This window comes from Paenibacillus sp. cl123 (assembly GCF_900101595.1).
Classification (GTDB): Bacteria; Bacillota; Bacilli; order Paenibacillales; family NBRC-103111; genus Paenibacillus_G.
Map to the genome: position 1 here is coordinate 152,514 of NZ_FMYY01000005.1, position 24,194 is coordinate 176,707.

Sequence of the window (24,194 nt, forward strand, 5' to 3'; positions counted from 1 at the left end):
AAGGGTGGCCATGATGGATGTATGGATAAAGAAGCGCAGCAGAAGCTGGATTTCATTGATGTTGTGCATAGTCATGATAGCAGGGCTACTGCTCGGGTTGGTTCCGCAAAAGGCGGAAGCGGCCGCAGCGTCTTTGCCCGTGAACGATACGTTTGATGCGGAGCAGACGGGAGCGGCGCCCGCAGGCTATACGATTACCGGCACGGGAGGCACGGCTCTGGTCAGCGATCCGGACGGGTCCGGGAACAAGGCGCTGGAGCTGAAGGACACCGACTCCGGCACTGCTGGTAACAGTGTTACGGTAACCAAAACGTTCGCGCCTAAGACGAGTGGCAAGCTTCTTGTGGAAATGAAGTACATGCTGAAGGAAGCGATGGACAAATATCCGGTGCTCGACTTTAAACTGAACGGCAAGGCGGGAACAACAACGAAGCCGGCGGCTAGTTTCCTCGTGTTGGGCAACGGCTCTACCCGATTCACGATTAAGGACAATCCGAATTTTACAGCTCAGTTCATTCCCAATTCGTCCTACGCCAATGCTAAAAATGTCTGGTACACGATGAGACTGGAGCTTGATCTGGATGCGGGCAGCTTCGATGCTTATATAACAAGCGATAAGCTCGAGGCCGCCAATGTTTCCTCCTTAGTCGCAGGGGTTACAAGGGTTGGCCCCAAGACGGTCGCTATGCTCGGCAAACCGCTCATGACGGAAGGGCTTACGAGCATCGACCAGGTTGTTATTTCATCAGGATCGAACTCGGGCATCTACCACATTGATGATGTGACGATCAAGCCGATTTTGGCTGTAAAAGGTAAAGTGGCTAATGCGGCGGGAGAAAATTTGGGCTTAGTTCCGGTCAGCTTGTATGCCGCTGCGGATACGGCCTTTGCAGCGCCGCTGGCAGCTGTGCAAACATCGGCGGACGGTAGATATAGCCTGGCAGCGCCGTCCGGCGGAGCTTACGTAGTCAGAGCCGTCAAGGAAGGATACATAAGCGGAACTGCCCCTGTTACGCTGACGGAGAGCGATGCCGCCGATGTGAATATTCAGCTGCAAGCGGACCCGGCCTACAGCAAATACAGCATCAGCGGAACGGTATCGCATGCGGCGACAGGCGCCAAGCTATCCGGTGTTACGCTGAACGTGTATGAGAAGAACGATACAGCTTTCAGCGTGTCCCTGGGAAATACGGTTACGGCGGCAGACGGCAGCTTTGCGTTTCCAGCCACGCTGGTGGCGGGCAGTTATACGATCCGGGCTGCGCTCGGCGACTATATAACGGTCAATTATCCGGTCGAGATAACCGGTACGAATCTGGAAAACGTAGACATTCGGCTGTCAGCGGCCGTGTCGGCTTTTCCCGTATATGACGCGTTCGATGCGGAGCAGACCGGAACACTGCCTGCCGGTTATGCGGTTACCGGAACTGGAGGCACGGCTCTGGTCAGCGATCCGGCAGGAAACGGGAACAGGACGCTGGAGCTGAAGGACATCAATCCCGGCAATGACGGCATTACGGTGACGAAAACGTTTACACCCAAAACAAGCGGCAAGCTTCTTGTGGAAACGAAGTACATGGTAAAAAAGGATGCGACAGACAAATATCCTGTGCTTAATATCAAGCTGAACGGCAAAGCGGGAGCGGGTCCGGAGGTGAAGCCGGCGGTTCAATTCCTGGTATTGCCCAACGGGGCTAACCGGTTCAGCATTAAGGATAGCCCGGATCCTTTTGTCGGACAGTTTATTCCTAGCTCGTCGTACTTCATCCCCCAGAATGTCTGGTATACGCTGAGACTGGAGCTGGATCTGGATGCGGGCAAATTCGATGCTTACTTAACAAGCGATAGACTGGAAGTCACCCATGCTCCCGGTTTAGACACAGGGATTACAAGGGTAGGCCCCAAGACAGTTGCGACGTTCGGTAAACCGTTCATGACGACAGGCTTTACGAGCATCGATCAGCTTGTATTCGCAACAGGGTCGAATTCGGGCTCCTTCCACATCGACGATGTGACGGTCAAGAAGGTTATGGTCGTTAACGGCAAAGTGGAAAATAAGGCGGGGGAACCGCTCGGATTAGTTCCCGTCAGCTTGTATGCCGCTGCGGATAAGGCCTTTGCAGCTCCGTTGGCAACCATGCAAACATCGGCGGACGGCGCTTATAGCTTGATCGCGCCGGGAAGCGGAGATTATGTAGTCAGGGCTGTTAAGGCCGGCTACGTAAGCGGCACGACTTCCGCTACATTGACGGACAGCGATATTTTCGGTGTGAATATCCAATTGCAAGCGGACCCGGCCTACAACAAATACAGCATTAGCGGAACTGTATCGGAGGTGGCGACAGGCGCCAAGCTTTCCGGCGTAACGCTGAACGTGTTTGAGGAGGGCGATAAGACGTACAGCGTATCCTTGGGGACTACGGTGACGGCGGAGGACGGCAGCTTTGCGTTTCCGGCGCCGCTGCTGGCGGACCGTTATATGATCCGCGCTACGCACAGCAGCTATATCACGAGCAATTATCCGGCCGCGTTATTCGATGCGGATCTGAAGCATGCAGACATTCGTATGCCGGCGGCCATTACGGCGACTGCGGAAACGATACCTGTGCCCCCTGCCGAGCATCCTCGTCTGTATGTGAGAGCGGGCGACATCCCGGCACTGAAGGCGAAGGTTGCGCCAGGAGGACCGCTGGAAGCCGTATGGAAAAAGGTGCTGCAAACAAGCGAAAGCGCAGCCTTCAGGGGCAAGTCAAGCGGCACGACATCGGAGATCGAGAGATACAGCTTGCCGGCTCTGCAAAACACCCGGTATGTAAGAATAGTCGGGCACGGCAGCAGCTCGGGCAGCTTATGGAATTCCATTGTCGAAACGGAAATTTATGACTCCGTATCCGGAGCTGTGTACAAGGTGCCGGTACAGAGTGTGTCCGCTAGCAGCGTAGGCAGCGGCACCGACCCGAATTTGACATTGGACGGCAATATGGCTCCGGAGTCCAGGTGGTCGGCCGAAGGTGACGGCGAGTGGATCAGCTACGATCTAGGCTCCATTAAGCAAGTTGGATCTGTCGGCATCGCTTGGTTGTCGGGGCACACCCGCAGTTCTTATTTCGACATTGATGTTTCTACGGACGGTGTAACCTGGGAGAGGCTCGAACTGGGATTGACTTTGCCTGAAGGAGCTATTTCTCCGCTACCGCCGGGAACAACGGATAAGACTAACTACTTGCTGGCTATCCGGCAAGCCATTGAAGCGAACGCCATGATCTATTTGCTTGAAGGCGATCCGAAGCGTGGTCGCAGAACGATCAATATGCTGTTGAACAATTTGAATACGGTTCAATTTACGAGGGCGGATCAGTACCCGCAGATAGGGGCGACGATTAATGCCGCGGCTATTGTCTACGACTGGATCTACCCGCTGCTGACCGAAGCTGAGAAAACGACAATTATTAACAGAATGGAAGCTATCGCCGCACAAATGGAAATCGGGTATCCTCCTCTCCAGCAAGGCTCGGTTGTCAGCCACGGCACCGGCGATCAGATGTTGAAGCACCAGCTGGCGGGCGGGGTAGCCATTTACGACGAGAAGCCGCTCATGTACAATGCTTCGGTGACGCGGATGTTCAAGGAACATATACCTGCCAGCAACTTCGGCGCTTTGGCCGAGATGCATTCCCAAGGGGATTCTTACGGACCCAACAAGATAAGCTCAGAGCTATGGGCGGCGTGGATTTTTAGAAGGATGGGGTTAGGACCTATCTATGACGAGCGGCTAGGAGGAGCGAGACTTTACCGTTCGCTTTATGAGCGCTTCCCTGACGGTCAGCTCCTGCGTTCAGGCGATTCCCATTTGCCTATCTATGCACAGCGCAATTCGTATTTAGGGATCCCGTCTACGCTCATACTGGCAGCACCTTATTACAAGGATCCTATTCTCCAACATGAGTTTTTGCGTCAATACAAGCCGGGCACGATTGATCCGATCAACGAGATATTGTTCGTCGACATGAGTCTGCCGACGCAATCGGACAGCAGTTTGCCGCTTACCAAATATTTCGGCTATCCGATCGGAACGATGATCGCAAGGACAGGATGGGATACCGGAGGGGTCGATAGAACGGCGCCGGCGGTTGTTGCCGAAATGAAGGTCGGCGGTCACTTTTTCGCCAATCATCAGCACCGGGATTTTGGTCACTTTGCCATCTACTACAAAGGATCGTTAGCCCAAAACTCGGGTATTTATGAGGGCGGTAACGGAGGTTATGGCAGCGATCATGACGTCAATTACCATAAACAGTCGATTTCCAGCAACACGATGCTGGTCTACGACCCGAATGAAGTGAAAACCTGGATGGGCAGACAAATCATTAACGACGGCGGCCAACGCACGCCTAACAATGGCTTCGATGCCGTTACTCTGGAGGAGCTGGTCGGCAGAGACACTTACATGGGCAAGGTGGTCGGACAACAGTTCGGACCGGATGCGGCAGCGCCTAACTTCAGTTACATCAAAGGCGATTTAACGTCTGCCTATACGTCGAAGGTGAAGCAGTCCATGCGTTCCTTCGTGTTCCTGAATCTGAAGAACGACCGGCATCCTGCGGCAATGATCGTCTACGACAAAGTGGCTGCGGCCGATCCTAACTTCAAGAAATATTGGCTGCTGCACAGTATTGAGGCGCCGGAGGTAAACGGAAATACAACGACAATCAAACGCACTGAAGACGGCTATAACGGCAAGCTGGTCAATGAGACGCTGCTGCCTGCGGCCGAAAATACGGCCATCGAGAAGGTCGGAGGGCCAGGGCGCGAATTCGAAGTGTTCGGTACGAATTTCCCGAATTTCCTGAGCAGGCTGCCAGGCGAAACGACGGCTGAACCGGGAGAATGGCGTGTGCAAATCTCGCCAAAGGCTCCTCAGCAAACTGATTATTTCCTGAACGTAATGCAGGTCATGGATCCCGGCACAGCGCCTCTCGCCACGCAGAGGCTGGACTCGGACCGGATGGTCGGCGTGAAGGTGTCCGGCAATGCCGTATGGTTCAGCAAAGACAGTAATCGTCTTGACGGCGCTGTAACGCTGACGGTTCCCGGCGACGAAACGAATCTGCAATTTGTGGTGACGGATCTGGAAGCGGGCGCTTGGAAAATATCCCGCGACGGCGTGGATACATCCGGTTCTGTCAGCGAAGAGGGCGGCGTGCTCTACTTTACCGGCGCGGCAGGGACCTATATGCTGACGCGTGCGGGCAATGCGGATAGTGAAGCGCCTGTGACAACTGCGTCCTTGTCGCCGGCTAACCCGGACGGTAAGGACGGCTGGTATGCCAAGTCGGTTACGGTTACCTTGGCTGCCACCGATAACACGGCGGTCGCCAAGACGGAATACAGCCTGGACGGCGGCGCAAGCTGGCAGGCTTATACGGCTCCCGTGACTATCGCGAAGGCGGGCCAATACACGTTCCAGTATCGGTCTACGGATTCTGCAGGGAATGTGGAAGTGGCGAAATCAGTCAGCTTCAAAATAGCGGCTGCAGCCGCTGACCCGGATTCAGGTTCGGGGTCAGGCTCAGGCTCATCGAGCGGATCTGCATCTGCGGTGGATGCGCCAACAGTCAAAGAAACAAATCTTGGCGTAGAAATTAGCGGCAGCGGCGTCGTCACCAAGAAAGAGACATCGGCGGATGGCAAGAGCGTTCAGAACGTTGCCGTTTCTGCGGAAGCCGTCGAGAAAGCCTTGCAAATGCTGACCGGCAAAAAGCCCGGGGATCAGAAGATCATCGTAGCTGTAGGCGGCACAGAGTCGGTTAATCGAATCGAACTGCCGGGAGCCGTCTTGGCAAAGGGCGCCGGTTCGACGCCGAATGCGACGATTGCGATTCAAACTGGAACGGCGGCTTATCATCTGCCGGTAGGCTTGATTGATGTTAACGGGATTGCGGAGTCGCTTGGAGCAGACCCAAAAGATACCAAGATTGTAGTGAAGATTGAGAAACTAAGCGGTGCTGCGGCAGAAGAAGCTGCGAAGCGTATTAACAGCCTTGGAGCAAGGTCGGTATCGGACATAATCGATTTCTCGATCCAAGTGGAGGCCAACGGAAAAGCGGCATCGGCAAATGACTTCAGCCAGTACGTAGAAAGAAGCCTCACAGTCTCAGACGATGTTACTCCTGAGGGTGTAACGGCTGTAACGATTGATGATGCAGGTCGGATGACCTTCGTGCCTATGATCCTTCAGCAGACGAACGGTAAGTCGGTTGCCGTTATGAAGCGCAAAGGAAACAGTGCTTATGCCATACTAGCTTACAATAAAACCTTTGCTGATCTGAACGGGCACTGGGCAAAAGCCGATATCGAGCTTCTAGCCTCCAAGCTGGTCGTTCAAGGGCAATCCGCGGATGCTTTTGCACCGGAGCAAAGCGTGAAAAGAGCGGAATTCGCAGCACTGCTTGTACGTTCGCTTGGATTGAGTGAAGATAGCTCTGGAGCTGCCTTCACTGACGTATCCGCTAGTGACTGGTATGCTGGAGCCGTTGGAGCCGCTGCTCGGAGCGGTTTGGTCGAAGGGTTCGAGGATGGCAGCTTTGACCCCCACGCCTCCATCACACGGGAGCAAATGGCGGTAATGATCGCGAGAGCGGTGACAGCCAGCGGCAAAGCTTTAGGCAACGGTACGGCCAATGAAGCTGCCTTTAGCGACCAGTCCTCGATCTCATCCTGGGCACTTGAAGCTGTTCGACAAGCCGCCGGCGCAGGCCTGCTGCAAGGGCAGCCGGAGAATCGCTTCGCTCCTGCCGAGCAGGCGACACGGGCTCAATCCGCAGCTCTCATCAAACGATTCTTGCAGTATATAACATTTATTAACAAATAAGCACGACCCGGCGAAGCTTGTGAACGTTTCGCCGGGTTTTGTTTTGTGATTTCCCGCCAGGAGATGTTAAAACGAATGTTAAGGGGCATTAGGCATTTTCTCCGAATATCATACTTTTTTTAGAAAGTTTGCAAAATGCCATGTGTTATCCATATTGTTGATTTTTAGCAGGCACCGATAGCTTTATGATGGATGTGGAAAGGAGGAGGTTGAGCTTTACAGCTTTGTAAGCGGATTCAGTATGAGGATGAAATCAAAAAGGAGATGATGAATTGAAATGAGGGAATTGAAAAAACGAGTGTCGTTGTTTATGGTTTTCGTAATGGCAGCGGGACTGCTGGGGGCCGTCCCGTTCGCCAAGCCGCCTGTGGCTCAAGCCGCGGAAACTTGGCCGGCAGATATTTTATCCGGCTTCAATATGCCCTTCGCTCCGGCAGACTCGCTCGTCACCACGCAAAATCCGCCCGACTTCAGGTGGCCGGCCGTTAAAGATGCCGATACCTACTGGCTTCAGGTTAGCCGCAGCGATCAGTTCACACAAGTTCCCTATGAGAACCAGTCGGTTACGACGAATGTCTATAACTTTTCGGATGCATTCGATCCGGGAACCTGGTATTGGCGTGTCAGTTATCATAAGCCGGCCACAGGCTGGTCGGAATGGAGCACGGCACGCAAATTTCGCATCGAAGAGCAGCATGTTGCTTTTCCTGTACCAACTATAGAACGATTGATCGCTGACGTAGAGCAGGACCATCCCCGGATCTGGACGACGCCGGATAAGCTGTCTGATTTCAAAGAGCTGAAGCTAACCGTAGGGAAAGCCGTTTACGAGGAGAAGCTGCAGTCGGTACCGGCCAGCTTCGGCCAGGTTCTTACGGAACCGACATTCCCTTATCCGCCATCGCATCCCAAGGATGAGGAATGGAATCAAGCCTTAAAAGTGATGGAGCGGGATGCCCTAGAGAAAGTGAACAAAATGCTGGACGCGGCATTCTTTCATCTGATCGCGGATACGCCGTCAACGGATTTAAGGGATAATGCGATCGAAAAGCTGCTCAGCGTTGCCGGTTGGTCTACGAATGGTCCGACGAGCTATGCGATGCATGATCAGGTTCATCGTTATATTACGCTTGCTTCTGCGATGGCTTACGATTGGTTATATAACGATTTGTCACCGGCAAACCGTACGGTCGTTCAGAGCATGATCAAAAGCCGGACCGTAACCATGATGAATGCCATTTTCAGTTCTGAAAACCCGATTCAGAAAAATCCATACGACTCCCACGGCTGGACAGCGATGGGCTATATCGGGATCATAGCTACTGCGTTGCTCCATGAAATACCCGAAGCCGAGCAATGGTACAGGCGAGTGGTACCCGCTTATATCAATATCATGCCGCCTTGGGGGGGGGAGAATGGAGGATGGTCGCAAGGGACCGGTTATTGGCAATGGTCGTCCTATGTCGGGATCGAGTTTATGGATGTTCTGCTCAGCTCAAGCGGCCTGAATCTGTACGAGAAGGCTTATAACCGCAACCAAGGCTTATATCCGCTCTACGCCTTTCCGCACGGTACTCCGAAGGGAATTTTCGGGGACGACAGCGAATACCTTCCGGGGAAGCCGGGAGTAACGATCTATAACCGGCTTGCTCAAATGAATAAAAACCCCATATTGAAATGGGCGGCGGGAGCAATCGGAACCGGGCCGAGCGATACATTGAACAACTATTACTTCGGCGACCCTTCGCTGACTGCCAGACCGCCTGTGGACCTGCCGGATTCCAAATGGTTTCAGGATGTCGGTCAAGTCGCCATGCACTCCGAATTATATGATCCGGACAGAGTCTCCTTTTATTTCAAATCCAGTCCGTACGGCAGCTACAACCATAGTCATGCGGATCAGAACAGCTTTGTGTTGAATGCATACGGCGAATCACTAGCCATTGAGAGCGGATATTATGATGCCTATTTCACGAATCATGATAAAAATTACGCCAAACAAACGTTTGCTTCCAATGCGATTACATACGACGGAAAACAGGGACAGCCGTTTAATGATATCGACGCGGACGGCCGCATCTACGGCTTTGTGACCCATCCGGATTTCGATGCGGTAAGCGGTGACGCTTCGGGCGCATATAAGGGAGTGCTGTCCAAAGCCGGAAGGAATGTCATTTATGTCAGACCCGACAAGTTTGTCGTGATCGATCAGCTGCAAAGCGCTAAGCCAGGCGGAAGCGAATTGGAGTGGCGGCTGCACGCCGAGGATTATTTAGCCATCGATTCGGATCAGTCCGGGGCGACAATCTTGAAAGGCGATGCCGGTCTCAAGGTCAAGGTACATGCTCCGGAAGATGTTCGGGCTACCTATGAGGATCAATATCTGGATATGAACGGAACCGAGATAAAGCCTGGCGGCAATTTTGCAGACAAGAAGCAGAAGCATGCGGCCTTCATATCCCCCAAGACGAAGTCTACGACTTTCATTACAACCATGGATGCGTATAAACGCGGGACTGAGCGCCAAGAAGTCGTATCGGAAAACCACATCGGTTATATGAAGCTAAGGTTTGAGGACGGTACGGATGTCTATGTCCGGAGGACGGCAGCCGGTGAGATTGATACAGGCGGGATTGTATTTGACGGAACCGCGGTAGCCGTAAAAGGGAATAGCGTGCTGCTGGTAGACGGCACCAAAGTGATCAAAAACGGAGTAACGGTCATCGAAAGCAACGTTCCCTCCACGATCGCGTATGGCGGGGACCGGTTATCCGTCTCAGGACCTCAGGATGCGCAGATTTCGATTCATGCTCCCGGCCTTTCACGATTAAGGAAGGATGACACCGGCGCTGACATTCCGCAAGGAGGGAATGCTGCGGATAATATGAGCTTGCGTGGCGTGCACTGGGATACTTCAGGGAATACGCTTCTCCTGCAAGTGGAAAAAGGGCAGCGCGCATTCAAGCTGAATAACGCTCCGATGCCTCAGGCTATGGGTAACGTTACTTTACAGACTTCTATCGATGGTCAATCAGGTACAGTGACCATGCAGACTTATAGCGATACGGCAGGCGTTCCCGTACATTGGGGGAGCTTAACTAACACAGCCGGCATGTACTTGGTGGAAGAGGCTCCGCCGGGGTTGATCTTTGAAAAACACGGACGGCCCGAAGGCGTTTATCTGGAAGCCAATGCAGCCGTCATTGTGCGTGGGGAAACAGGGCTGCTGAAGCTGAAAAAGATAGGTGCCAGTCAACCTGCGGTAACGGAGACATGGTCCGATCCGGATGCAATGCGGTCAACCCGGTCGATTTCGTGGCTGGAAGCGGAAACGCTCGCCGCTTGGGGCGAGCGACAGCTGCAGCCTTTCCAATCCTCGTTCCTGTCCGGCGGCAAAGGATTGGGGAATTGGACGCAAATCGGACAATGGGGCAAATGGACCGTCGATATCCCGAAAGCCGGAACCTATGATTTGGTCTTGAAGTATACGGCCGGATGGAATCAGCCTGCCGGAACTTCCGTAGGCCGGCTGGCTATGATCGGCGACCAGCCTTATTATTTCGATGCGTCAAGAACTGCGGATACGGGGACGACGGCTGCGAGCTGGAAAGGGCTTCGTGTCAAAACCGGCCAGCAGTTGGAGGCTGGACCTGTGGATGTCCGGATGTGGAGTCCCGGTGGCGTGATGAATCTGGATTGGATCGGTTTCATCGAAGTGAAATCGGACGAATTGCGGCCAAGCGCGCCGGGCGGCTTACAGCTTACTAACCAGACCGATACGTCCGTTTCCGTGGCGTGGAATGCCGCTACGGATAATGCTGGTCTGAAAGAATACGTGTTATATGTGAATGGCGTTCAAAAGAAGGTTGTTCCAAGCACCACTTTGTCCACAACCATCGACGGTTTAACCCCCGGCCAAGCTTATTCAGTGACAATCCGGGCTGTGGATACGAGCGAGAACGAGTCGCTCGAAAGCGCCGGTTTGAACGTTACCTTAACCGATGGGGATGCGCCTGTCTGGGAGTCCGGGGCTGAAGGCTGGGCGGCGCATGTATTTAACAAGGCTGTGAGATTGGCGTGGGATGCGGCTTCGGACAACTCCGGCCAAGTTCAATCTTATTCGGTTTACCGGAAGAACGGCGGGGCGCAATCGACATCCGCATATGCAAAAATTGCGACAGTCAATGGCACATCCTACGACGCAGCGGCAGGCTTGCAGCCAGGCAGCACCTACACCTTCAAGATTGAAGCGGCGGATGCGGCCAACAACGAATCCGATGATGGTCCGTCCGTCACCGTTACACTTCCTGCTTCTCCGGCGGGCGGCGAATATTACGAATCGTTCGATGACATGGCGACCGGAGAGATGGGAACTGTTCCAAACTGGGTGGTTAACCCCCTTATGAATGGTACGATGGTTGCGATTCAGGAGCTGGAGCCGGGCAATAAGGCGCTGAAGCTGACCGATAATTATTCGCCGAGCGATAGCGATTACACGGCGGCTCCGCAAGTAGTGCGCAATAATACGCCGATTAACGGCAAAGTGACGTTCGAGACCCGCTTCATGTTTAATAAATTGGCGCATGATACGCCCATCTTTGAGCTGCAGCTTGGGGGAGGCGGAGCCGTGCTCTTACGGTTATCCAGCGCCTCGGACGGAACGTTCGGCTACTATAATATGGATACGGGCAAGCTGGTGAAAATTCCGGGCAACACGTTAAACCTGCCGAGGGATCAGTGGATTACGCTGCGCATCGACGTCGATCTGCCTGCTGATCAATACAGCATCACGATGCAAGCGGACGCTTTCAAAAGCTATGCGGGAGTTGTGGATGCACCGGGCACGTTAGATAAATCGACAGGTATGTTTCGCATCAGCGATATTCCTTTCAAAAGCGATCTGGGGTGGGTGAGTTCACTAAATAAATTTTTATTCAAGACGACCCGGTTTACGAGTACCTTCTTACTTGACTATGTGACGATGTACCAGACCCCGTCCATACCTGCGCCCGGCAGTCCTCAGCTGGCTGCTCTGACAGAAACGTCCGCAACCGTTTCGTGGAGCGCCCCAGCCGGCAGTGCGCCGATTAAGGAATATATCGTCTATGCAGACGGCGTGCGGAAAACGGCGGTGCCTGGCAATACGCTTACAGCGACTCTAAGCGGACTTGTGACGGGACACAGCTACGCAGTAACGGTCAAAGCTGTCGACGCAAGCCGGAACCACTCGGCTGAAAGCGCTGCACTGACGGTTACCCCTAAGGATAGTACGAAACCGACTTGGGAAACGGCCGATGCCATCCGAATCGAAAATGCATTCCCGGGCGCTGTGAGATTAGCTTGGGACGAAGCCGAGGATAATTTCAGCCTGATCAGGTCCTATTCGATCTATCAACAGAACAGTCCGCAGCCGGCATTTACGAAAATTGCGACGGTTGCAGGGAGGGCCTACGATGTTGTAACCGGCTTGCAGGCGGGCTCCGCCTACACCTTCAAGGTGAAGGCGACCGATGAGAGCGGCAACGAATCGGACGATGGGCCGAGTGTGACGGTGACGCTGCCTGCGGCAGGATCAAGCGGCGAATATTACGATTCCTTCGACAATTGGCAGACGGGGGAGGCGGTAACAGGTCAGGGGTGGACGATAAAGAAGGGCACGGATACCTCTGTTGACATCGTAGAGCTGCCGAACGCAAGCGGTAAAGCTCTTCAGCTGACCGATAACTATTATATCTCAGCGGATGAATACGCCAGGAGTCCGATCGTCGAAAGAATAACGACACCGGTCGGAGGAAAAGTCGTGGTTGAGACCCGATTCAAGCGTCTGCAAACGAATTTCGGAAATTATGAATGGGTAATCAGCGGCGGCGGAGCGAATTTGATCCGTTTCACCGGTATTTACGACGGCACATTCGGGTATTGGAAGATGAAGGACGGCGAAAGCGCTTACTTCAAAATTCCAGGCAGCAGCACCTTCACTCTGCCGCAGGATCAATGGGTGACGCTTCGCTTCGATGCCGATATGACGGCGAAAACGTATCGGATTACGATGCAGTCGGAAGCCTTCAAAACTTACACCGGCACCGTGGATGCGCCTGGAACGCTGGACCGGTCAACGGGTATTTTTCAGATCGACGGACTTCCATTCAACGATGGTATCACTTACCCGACCTCATTGAATAAACTCACATTCAATACGAACCGGTTCACAAGCCAGATGTTAATTGATTATGTGACGATGTACGATATTCCGTAAGCAGCGGCTCGAGCGGGGATTCGTTCGTCCGGTTGGATGAGGGGGGGAGCTGAAAAAGTAGTGGAGGGCGTCCGCCCTCCAAGAAATTTCAGTTCCCTATTTTCGTAAATGAGCCATCCGCTTCAACAGCTGCTGCGAAATTTCGGGATGTGCTTTGAATAGATTCGTCAATTCGTGCGGATCCTCCTGAAGATCGTATAATTCGTTGCCGTCATTATGATTTTCAATAAGCTTGTATCGTCCGTCAAAAACCATCCGTGTATGAGTCAGCTCGCTTAGCTGAAGAGCTTTATGCTCGGCAGCCTCCGACTTCAGCAGCGGAACAATCGAGCGGCCGTCCAGGCGGCCCGGTCTGTACTCAACACCGGCCAGTTCCAGTATCGTCGGGTGTAAATCCACTAATTCGACAAGCGCTTGACTCTCCCCTCGGTTCGACTCCCGCGGATCCGCGATAATGAGCGGGATTCGCAGCGCCCCCTCGTACATCGTGCTTTTCTGAAATAATCCGTGATCCCCCATCATTTCGCCATGGTCTGCGCAGAAGATGATGACCGTTTGGTCGGACAAACCTTTGCGCTCCAGCGTGTCCAGAATATGGCCTACCCAATCGTCGATCAGCTGGATAGCGGCGCCATAATGCCGTTTCACCTTGTTGAGCTCCTGCTCCGACATGCCCCCCGTCTGTTTCTTGACTTTGTTCTTGACCCACTCGGGCTTTCCGGCAAGATCATCCTGGATGGATGCCGGGAACGTTTTTTTAGGGAACGCATCCACGTATTCGGCCGGAGCGTCCCACGGATCATGCGGTCCGACGAAGCTGACAAATAAATGCCACGGCGTTTCGCCGGAAGCGCGTTCCAGAAACTCGCACGACTTTCGCCCGATGTAGCTGTCATGGAAATGCTCGGCAGGAAGCGGCGAAGGCCAAGCGTTATAATATTTCCATTCCGTAAACCGTTTGCGGTAATCTTCAACGAATGCGGTTAACAGCCCCTGCTCTCGCAGATAGCTCTGGTATGGTCCGGCGATATGACTGTCCTTGTCCGGGTCCAGCTCGAAGTTCATCAGAGCGTTTCGGCGAAACGCCGCATTCATCTTTCCTTCCGTTTCATGCGGATCGGTAAAGCCGAGATGGTACATGAACGGAATGTCTCCGTTCAGACCATAGTTATGATCTCCTTTATGCAGATCGCTTTTTCCCACGATGCCGACGCGGTAACCTGCTTTTCTCAGCTCTTGATAATAGGTCGGCTGATCTTCGGGGTAGTTTACAAAATTCTCAAGATTGCCCAATCGGTGAGGGTACAAGCCTGCGGCCAAGGAACAGCGGCTCGGTCCGCATACGGGACTGTTGCAGCTGGCCTTCTCGAAACGGATGCCTCTTGCCGCAATACGATCGATGTTCGGCGTTTGTACAAAATCTGTACCTGCACAGCTTAGCCAATCCGCACGAAATTGATCCATCATGATCATCAGTATATTCGGAGCGCTCAAGCTTCATCATCCCTTCTCCTAAATTAGAATCACACCCCACTATATCAGACGGAAATGAGAGCTTCGATAACGGATTATCCGATTTATTCGCATATTTTCCTTAGTTTCAAGCAGTCCAAATAATCTTGTAAAAAATGCAAAGAAACCGGAAAATGCGATAACGACTTCGCTGCCGGCTGCGCGCTATATTAAGGATAGCTTCATAGCAAGGCGAGCAACCACAAGGGGGGAGCCGTACAAATTGAAAAAAAAACCTCATATCATTTTGTTCAACCCCGATCAATGGCGCGGCGATGTGATGGGTCACCTCGGAAATCCGGCGGCGATCACGCCTAATCTGGACGAATTGGTTCAATCGGACGGGGTGTCGTTTCGCAACGCGTTTTGTCAAAATCCGGTATGTACGCCGAGCCGCTGCTCCTTTATGTCAGGCTGGTACCCGCATGTTCGAGGACATCGCACGATGTACCATATGATGCGTCCTGACGAGCCGGTGCTGCTCAAAACGCTGAAGGACGCCGGCTACTATGTGTGGTGGGGAGGGAAGAACGATCTCATCCCCCCGACAAGCGGGTTCGAAGCCTACTGCGATGTCAAGTATGCGCCGACGGAGAAGGTCAAGCCCATATTTGGCGGAGCGTTCGAAGGCACAGGAAACAACTGGCGCGGAGCGCCCGGCAGCGATACGTATTATTCCTTTTTCGTCGGAGAGCTGGACGCCGGAGAGGAAGAACATTACTACGATTCCGACTGGGCCAATATTAGGGGAGCGATCGAGCTGATTAAAAATCCCCCAAGCGAGCTGCCGTTATGTATTTACCTGCCGATTCTTTACCCGCATCCTCCCTATGCCGTGGAGAAGTCATGGTATAATCGGATCGAAAAACACTTGATTCCGGAGCGCATTCGAGCGGAGGTTTTATCCGGGAATAAGCCGTCGATTCTTAGCGGTCTTCGCGAAATTTATAACATGGACAGCTGGTCCGAGGAGCGCTGGACAGAGCTGAGAGCTACTTATTACGCCATGTGCGCGCGGGTGGACCATCAATTCGGGTTGTTGATGAAAGCGCTTAAGGATGCGGATATGTACGATGATACCGCTGTATTTTTCTTCTCCGATCACGGTGATTTTACAGGGGACTACGGATTGGTGGAGAAAAATCAAAATACGTTCGAGGATTGCTTGACGAGAGTTCCCTTCATCGTGAAGCCTCCGGCCTCCGAAGCGGTGAAGCCGAGGGTCAGCGACGCGCTTGTCGAGCTGATCGATATGACCGCTACGGTGCATCATTACGCAGGCATTACCCCGGATTACACGCTATTCGGGAAAACGCTGGCTCCCTTGATCGGAGGGGACACGCAGACGCATCGGGATGCCGTGTTCTGCGAGGGGGGGCGGCTGCACGGCGAGAAGCATTGCAATGAATCGGCGCCTGCCAACGAGGACCCGTCTACGCTGTATTGGCCCAGAGGCCAAATGCAGCGCAGCGAAGGACCGGAGCATACGAAGGCTACGATGGTTCGGACACATAAATACAAGTATGTTCGCCGCTTTTATGAAACCGATGAGCTGTATGATTTGGAGCAAGATCCGTCAGAGACTCAAAACCGGATTGACGATCCCGCTCTGGCGACCGTGCTGAGCGAGCTGAAGGAGAAGCTGCTGGATTTTTATCAGGAAACCTGCGATGTTGTTCCCCATGTTCGGGATTCGCGAGAAAAGAAATAATATACCCAGGGAGGCTTACGCATGATGAAGAAGTGGACCGCATTAACAGTAGGTACGCTGCTGATCTCTTCAACGCTGGCAGGTTGTGCAGGAAATTCGTCGTCGGGAAAACCGAAAGGCGGGGATGCCCAAGGCGCCGCCGACGATGCGAACGAAAAAATAACCATAAACCTTATGACGCGCAGCTACGCCGGTGGCGGCTGGCCTCCGAACCATCCGATGATTGATGAAATTAACAAACGTCTGAATATTGACCTGAAGATCGAATGGGTGCCAGCCGCGAGCTATCAAGAGAAGCTTAACGTAATGGCCGCCTCGAACAATTTTCCGGACGTTTTCTATGCCCCGAATGCCGAGTTTGTCAAGTGGCAGGCAAAAAACGTATTTATGGATGTCATGCCCGAATTAAGCAAATACCCGAACATTACGAAGTTCATTCCGGAGGAATCGCTGAAGCAGTTTAATCCGAAGGGCAAGTATTACGGGATTCCTTTCTACTATCAAGAGGTTCGGGATTCGCTCGCGATTCGCAAGGATTGGCTCGACAAGCTGGGACTGAGCATGCCGGAGACGATCGACGAATTTTATGAGGTAGCCAAAGCCTTCGCGCTGAAGGATCCGGACGGCAACGGGAAGCAGGATACGGTAGGGTTCTCGCTCGAAGTAAGTCCTGCCGGGCGCTTTGGCTTCGGAGGCACGGCAAACTTCCTCACGGCCAGCTTCGGGCTCGCGAATTATTGGACGAAGGATAGCAGCGGCAAACTGATTCCCATGCAAATCCAGGCCGAGGAACTGAAGAGCTATCTTGCCTTCATGCGCAAGGCGTATGCCGAAGGCGTACTGGACAAGGATTCTCCGATCCTTAAGTCGCGCGATTCGCTGAACAAGCTGGAGGCGGGCAAATCCGGCATCGCTTATGTGAATCCGCAGCAGCTTTTTGCAGAGACGATGCCGCCGCTCTTAAAAACGGATCCGAAGGCCGAGCTCGTACAGCTAATGCCGCCCAAAGGACCGTCGGGTAAAAGCGGCATCCCCAGCCTGACGACCGGGGACCGCATTGTCATCAATGCCAAAATTGATGCTAAGAAGCAGCAGCGTATTCTGAAGCTGCTGGATTATATGCTGTCCGATGAGGGCTATGATTTTGTCAAACACGGGATCGAGGGCGTTCATTATAAAAAGCTGAGCGACACGAAATACGAACAACTGGAGGCATCGGTGAAGGATCGCCAATTCCTGCTGCTGGGCTGGGTCTTCAAGCGCTTCGATCCGATGTTCCTGATCTATAAATGGATGGAGCCGCAGCAAATCTCTACCATTCAAACCTACTTCGACAATAACGAAAAGGTCAAGGTGAAGGATGCAGGGGCAGGACTTGTTTCGGAAACGGCCACAAAGCTTGGAGCGAACATCGACAAAAAATGGATGGACACGATGGTGAAGGTCATTGCCGGTCAAGAGCCGATGGAAGCGATCGATAAAGCGATCGCGGAGTGGAGAGCCGGCGGCGGTGACAAAATCATCCAAGAAATGAACGATGCCTATCAAAGTGTGAAATAAACGGAAAGAAAGGAGGAATTTGGCGTGAGTGCAGCAATTACACAGCATGAGCATGTAAGCGGCAAGACAGCAACTCGCAGCCGGTGGTATGAGTGGAAGCGCGGGCTGCCCATCTATATTCTGATGCTGCCGGGCTTTCTGTTTTTCATCATCTTCAAATATATCCCGATGGCGGGGATCGTCATTTCATTTCAGCAATACGATCCGTTTGAAGGCTTTTTGGGCAGCCAGTGGGTTGGCTTGCTGCATTTTGAGACACTGTTTCGGGACCCGGACTTTTGGATGATTTTCCGTAATACGCTCATGATCAGCGCCATTAATTTGTTCTTTTTCTTTCCCGTGCCTATTTTGTTGGCCTTGCTGTTGAATGAGGTCCGGAACCGGTGGTTCAAAAAGGGCGCCCAAACGCTGCTGTATGTTCCTCATTTCTTAAGCTGGGTCGTTATTGTCAGTATAACGGCGCTGTTATTTTCCACGCAGGACGGGGGGATCAATAATCTGATTTCCACATGGGGCTTCGAGAGGCTGGACATCATGACCAATCCGGACTCCTTTCGCACCATGTATCTGCTGCAGGTCATCTGGAAGGAAGCGGGCTGGAGCGCCATCATCTTCCTCGCCGCGCTGGCCTCGGTCGATCCGACCTTGTATGAAGCAGCCCGGGTGGACGGGGCAAGCCGACTGCGCCAAATCTGGCACATCAATCTTCCAGCCCTGCGCTCGACCATTATTATTCTGTTCATTCTTCGCCTGGGGCATGTGATGGATAGCGGCTTCGAGCATATTTTGCTGCTGCAAAATTCACTGAATATTCAGGTTTCGGAAGTATTCGATACGTATGTTTATCGGGTTGGGATCAATCAGGCGGAATTCAGCTACACGACGGCGGTCGGTTTATTTAAAGCGGTCATCGGACTTGCGCTCGTTTATATCGCCAACCGCGCATCCCATAAGATCGGCGAGGAGGGGGTTTATTAAGATGGGGACCTATGCTTCGCTGCGAAAAATCTCCTTGTTCGATACGCTCGTCTACGTACTGCTTGCCCTCATTTTGCTTGGTGTGCTGTTCCCGTGCTTGTATGTATTGTTGAGCTCATTTGCGACGAAGCAGGAGATGCTCTCCCGGGGCTTTTTCCTTATACCGGAAACCTGGACACTGAATTCCTATGGGTACTTGTTCAGCAATCACAACTTTTTAACCTCATATTGGAATGCGTTTGAGATTACGATTGTCGGAACGGCGCTTAGCATTTCGGCCACGACGCTTATGGCGTACGGGCTGTCCCGCACATGGCTGAAGGGCAGGAAGCTCCTGAATATCATGGTTGTATTTACGGTGCTTTTCAGCGGCGGCATCATTCCCATGTATTTGCTCACCAGTCAGCTAGGACTGCTGAACAGCTATTGGTCGCTGTTTCTCAACAATCTGATCTTGCCCTTTAATCTCATTGTTATGCGCAGTTTTTTCCAGAATACGCCGAAAGAGCTCGAGGAGGCCGCTCGTATAGACGGGTGCGGCGAATGGAGACTGTTTTTCAGCGTGATGCTGCCCTTATCGATGACTTCGGTGGCGACCTTTACGGTGTTCTACGCGGTATTTTACTGGAATTCTTATTTTCAGGCCATTTTATTCATTAGCGATTCCCAGATGATTCCTTTGCAGGTTTTCTTGCGGCAAATCGTGCTGGAGTCCGGCAATTCGCTGGAATCGGTTGCGGGAGGATACGAGTTCGGACCGCCGGTCAAGATGGCTGTCGTCGTCATGGCCTCAATCCCGATGATTGTGATGTATCCGTTCTTTCAGAAGTATTTCGATAAAGGGATGCTGATGGGCTCTGTGAAGGGCTAAATGTTTCCTGCTCTACCCTCTTCTGGGGAGCGAAAACCGAGCATGTTATAATGAAGCTTGAGGCGCCTAAGGTCCGGGACGAGGGCCTGACTTTCATTACTAAACATTCGGATGGTGTTCCTATGTATCAGGTTATGGTAGTAGAGGATGAGCAGTGGATCCGCAGCGCTGTGGTCAAAATGGTGGAGCAGCACGGCGGCGGCTTTGAGGTTGTGGCGGAGGCTGGCAATGGAGAAGAAGCCCTTCAGACGATCTATCAGATGTGGCCGACGATCGTCATAACCGATATTATGATGCCCGTTCAGGACGGCCTGTGGCTGGCGCGTGAGATCGCGGAGCGGCAGCTGCCGGTGATTACGATTATCCTGACGGGCTATAATGAGTTCGAATATGCGCGCCAGGCTCTTAGATATCAAGCAAGTGATTTTCTGTTGAAGCCCGTTCTTGAGGAAGAGCTGAGCAAGGCGCTCGAAAAAGCGAAGCAGCGAATTCCGCAGTTTCACGACCTGCGCCAATATTATCTTAGTATTCAACAATTTTTCGATAAGATTACGGATTTCGACGCACCGGCCTTGTTCAAGGAGCAATCCCGGATCGTGAGCGGTATCTCGGAGGCTGCGGACCTGCAGGATCATGAGAAGAGCGTACTGCTGCGAACGTATTCCAGCAAATATAATGATTTGATCCAAAGCATGCAGCCGGGCTTTACCCGGATCCCGTTCTTGGCCGGGGAAGAAGCCGGAAGACATTTCCTGAAGCTGTCGGAGGAATGGCTGCAATGCTATAACGCTATGAACAACGGTGAGATGCGCCAGGTCATCCGGCGGGTATCCGACTTCCTGCAGGAGCATTACGCGGAGGATCTTTCGGTTTCCGACATCACGCAGCGCTTTCATATCAGCGTTTCGCAATTCAGTCTGCTCTTCAAAAAATATAAAGGGCAATCCTTTATCAACTACTTGAACTCACTGCGCATCATGCAGGCCAAACACTTGCTGGTTGACGGTGAGCTTAAGGTTTACGAGGTCGCCGAGCGGGTCGGCTTTCAGTCGCTGCCTCATTTTAACCGTGTGTTCAAGCAGATGACCGGCCAGTCTCCCAATGAGTACCGGAAATGGTTAAATGTGTGATATCCCATGCGTATCTTAAGACATTTTCACTATCGGTTTTCGATCAAAACGAAGCTGACCGTCGCCTTTCTGCTCGTAGGTATGCTGACTATTTTGCTGATGGGAATGCTGTCGTATCATTTATACAACAATGGGATCAAGCGGGATTTCCACCGCATCTCCCAGGAAGCGACGCTTCGGCTCAATCATCACATCGACTTCTATATTTATCAGCTGACCAAATCGACGTCTTCGGTCGCCAAGGATGAGCTCGTACAGAAATGGATGAAATACGAACATCAAGCGACGCTTGAGGAGCAGCAGAATGTTCAGAATGTGCTGAGAAGACATGTTGCGCTGAACTATCCGGAGATCGTCGGGATGTTTCTGTTGACGCCGGACGGCCGCACGCTGTCCATGACCAATCTGGCGCTGCGTTCGGAGGAGCTGCTCGCCCAGGAGCCATGGTATGACAACCGGCTCACGGAGAAGGCGGCGGTCATCTCAACCCATGCCGTCAAATATGTGAATGAGGATGTGCGGGTGCTCTCTTTGGAGATGCCTATCTATAGCGTCGAGAATATGGACCTGCTTGGCAAGCTCGTCATCGATTTTCATCTGGACGAAATCCAGCGGACGTTCGAGAAATCCAGCTTAGCCCCGCAGGGCCGCTTTTTCATCGTTTCCGAGCAGGACAGGATCGTTTATTATCCGAATTATAAGTGGCTCGGTCTGCCGCGGGAGCAAACCGCGCTGCAGCAGCTTGACCTTACGGATAACGAAAATGCTTCGATTCAGCAATGGGAGAGCAAGCGTACGCTAGTTGCGGTGACACGGTCGGAGACGACAGGCTGGACGTTTGTGTCGATCGTCCCCTATGAGGAGATGGCGTCGGCAGCCAAGCATACGCCCAATACGATGATTTTTGCCTTCATCGTGATTGCATGCTGTATCGTGACGGTGGTGCCGTTTTTATCCCGCGCCTTTGTGAAGCCGATCCTGCACCTGCGGCAGGTGATGGGAAGCGTAGAGCGGGGAGACCTGCAGGTTCGCGCCGCTTACACGTCCGGACATGATGAATTTCAATATTTAAACCGAAGCTTCAACATGATGATCGAACAGGTGAATCAATTGCTGGAAACGGTGAGTACGTTAAAGCTGCAGGAGGTCAGTCTTCAGCTCAGGGAGAAGGAAGCGCTGGTGAAGGCGCTGCAAACCCAGATTAATCCGCATTTCCTGTATAATTCCCTGGATATTATTAAAAGCATGGCTTATCTGGAGGATATGCCGGAAATCGTGAAGATGGCCAGGAGCCTTGCGGACTTCTACCGCTATACGGCGCAGGATATGAGTGCCATAGTGAGGCTGGAGGAAGAGCTGACCCAGCTCAAGCATTTCTTATCGATCATTCATATTCGGTTTCCGGGTACGTTCCGCAGTCAGTTCAGCGTCAACGAGAAGTTCATGCATTGCCTGATCCCCAAGCTGATCGTGCAGCCGCTGGTTGAGAATGCGGTGAAGTACGCGATTGAAGCGAAGGAAGGGAAGGGGAGCATTATCATTAATGCGTTCGACGATCAGTCGGATCTCGTCATCGAGGTGGCGGACAATGGTCCGGGTATTCGCCGCGAACGCCTGGAGCAGATACAAGCGATGCTGAAGCAGCTGTCGGAGAACGCGCTGCATGAGTACGGCAAGCAGCAGAGCCTCGGCATAGCCAACGTGCATGCCCGCATCGTGCTGCAGTACGGCAGCGCCTACGGGCTAAGTCTTGACTCCTTCGAGGGTCGGGGGACAGTTGCTTCGCTTCGGCTCCCGCTCCATCTTATCCAGAACAAGACGGAAGGTGAGGATTAGCCGTGAAAGCCATTATGCTGATGTTCGATACGCTCAATAGACATATGCTGCCGCCTTATGGCTGCGATTGGATTCATGCGCCCAATTTCAGGCGGTTGGCGGAAAAGACGGTCACGTTCGATCGGGCCTATGTAGGCAGTATGCCTTGTATGCCCGCCCGCCGGGAGCTTCAGACCGGAAGGCACAATTTTTTGCACCGCAGCTGGGGCCCGATGGAGCCGTTCGACGACTCGATGCCGGAGCTGCTGAAGAAAAACGGGGTATACACGCACATCGTGACGGATCACCAGCATTATTGGGAAGACGGCGGAGGAACGTACCATAGCCGGTACAGCTCCTTCGAGCTGATCCGGGGGCAGGAAGGCGATCCCTGGAAGGGCCAGGTGGAGGAACCGGAGCTGCCCGACATGGTTGCCATGAAGGAGATGCGTCCGTTTATCCGGCAAGATTGGATCAACCGGCAATACATCCGGGAAGAGAAGGATTTTCCGCAGGCGCAGACGATGGAGAAGGGCCTGGAATTTATACGCCATAACCGGGAGGCGGACCGGTGGTTCATTCAGATCGAGACGTTTGATCCGCATGAGCCCTTTTACGCGCCGCAAGCGTACCGGGACTTGTATCCGCATGAGTATGACGGCAAGCATTTCGACTGGCCGCCTTATGGTCCGGTGAAGGAGACCAAGGAGGAGGTCGCCCATGTCCGCTACGAATACGCGGCACTGCTCAGCATGTGCGATCATTATTTGGGCAAGGTGCTCGATACGATGGATGAGCTGGATTTATGGAAGGACACGATGCTGATCGTCAACACGGACCATGGCTATTTGCTCGGCGAGCATGACTGGTGGGCCAAGACGATCATGCCGTTCTATAACGAAATTGCCCATATACCGTTATTCATCTGGGACCCGCGAAGCGGCGTGCGCAATGAACGAAGAGAAAGCCTCGTGCAGACGATCGACCTGGCTCCTACGCTGATTAAGTTCTTTGGGCTGGATATCCCGCCTGACACGCAGGGCAAAGATCTGGAGCGTACGATCGCCCGGGACGAAGCGGTACGTGAGGCCGCGCTGTTCGGCCTGCACGGGGCGCATGTAAATGTGACCGACGGCAGGTATGTGTATATGCGGGCGCCCGTGTCCAAGGATAATACTCCCTTGTATAATTACACATTGATGCCTACGCATATGCGCAGCCGGTTCTCCGTGCAGGAGCTGCAGGAAATCAGCCTGCAGGCGCCCTTTTCCTTTACGAAAGGGGTTCAGACGATGAAGATCCGGGCGGCTGGCTATAGCCATTACCATGCTTTCGGCACGCTGCTGTATGACCTGCAGAAGGATCCCTATCAGCAGGAGCCGCTAACGGAGCATCCGGATCTCGAGCAGCGAATGATAGGACTAATGAAGCAGCTCATGGCGGAGAACGATGCTCCGGCGGAGCAGTATGCCAGATTGGGGATTTTATAG

General features: G+C 53.0%; 10 protein-coding genes. 9 read left to right on the forward strand and 1 reads right to left on the reverse strand.

The window, feature by feature from the left end:
* Positions 1-73 precede the first annotated feature (73 nt).
* Positions 74-6,871 (forward strand): heparin/heparin-sulfate lyase HepB, encoded by a 6,798-nt coding sequence (hepB, locus tag BLR08_RS11490; protein ID WP_176835491.1) that lies wholly within the window; start codon positions 74-76, stop codon positions 6,869-6,871.
* Between the two features lie 277 nt (positions 6,872-7,148).
* Complete coding sequence (locus BLR08_RS11495) at positions 7,149-13,127, forward strand: DUF4962 domain-containing protein (protein ID WP_072329370.1); 5,979 nt, start codon at positions 7,149-7,151, stop codon at positions 13,125-13,127.
* A 96-nt stretch (positions 13,128-13,223) separates the two neighbouring features.
* Here the strand turns inward: BLR08_RS11495 and BLR08_RS11500 are convergent, their stop codons facing one another.
* Complete coding sequence (locus BLR08_RS11500) at positions 13,224-14,621, reverse strand: sulfatase family protein (RefSeq protein WP_072329369.1); 1,398 nt, start codon at positions 14,619-14,621, stop codon at positions 13,224-13,226.
* A gap of 241 nt (positions 14,622-14,862) precedes the next feature.
* On the opposite strand from BLR08_RS11500, the gene BLR08_RS11505 reads away from it, so the two are divergent.
* The 7 genes from BLR08_RS11505 (at position 14,863) to BLR08_RS11535 (ending at position 24,194) form a co-directional block, all read left to right on the forward strand.
* Positions 14,863-16,350: a sulfatase family protein gene (locus BLR08_RS11505; RefSeq protein WP_072329368.1), complete on the forward strand. Its 1,488-nt coding sequence runs from the start codon at positions 14,863-14,865 to the stop codon at positions 16,348-16,350.
* A gap of 21 nt (positions 16,351-16,371) precedes the next feature.
* Positions 16,372-17,910 (forward strand): extracellular solute-binding protein, encoded by a 1,539-nt coding sequence (locus tag BLR08_RS11510; protein WP_083536930.1) that lies wholly within the window; start codon positions 16,372-16,374, stop codon positions 17,908-17,910.
* A gap of 24 nt (positions 17,911-17,934) precedes the next feature.
* A complete protein-coding gene (locus BLR08_RS11515; protein WP_072329367.1) occupies positions 17,935-18,888 on the forward strand; it encodes an ABC transporter permease in 954 nt (317 codons plus the stop codon).
* Position 18,889: 1 nt separating this feature from the next.
* Complete coding sequence (locus tag BLR08_RS11520; protein ID WP_072329366.1) at positions 18,890-19,759, forward strand: carbohydrate ABC transporter permease; 870 nt, start codon at positions 18,890-18,892, stop codon at positions 19,757-19,759.
* Positions 19,760-19,881: 122 nt separating this feature from the next.
* Positions 19,882-20,889 carry a response regulator gene (locus BLR08_RS11525; RefSeq protein ID WP_072329473.1) on the forward strand — a complete coding sequence of 336 codons (1,008 nt, stop codon included), beginning with the start codon at positions 19,882-19,884 and terminating at the stop codon, positions 20,887-20,889.
* Between the two features lie 6 nt (positions 20,890-20,895).
* Positions 20,896-22,725, forward strand: a complete 1,830-nt coding sequence (locus BLR08_RS11530) for a sensor histidine kinase (protein WP_072329365.1) — start codon at positions 20,896-20,898, stop codon at positions 22,723-22,725.
* Positions 22,726-22,727: 2 nt separating this feature from the next.
* Entirely contained in the window at positions 22,728-24,194 is a 1,467-nt protein-coding gene (locus tag BLR08_RS11535; protein WP_072329364.1) for a sulfatase, read from the forward strand.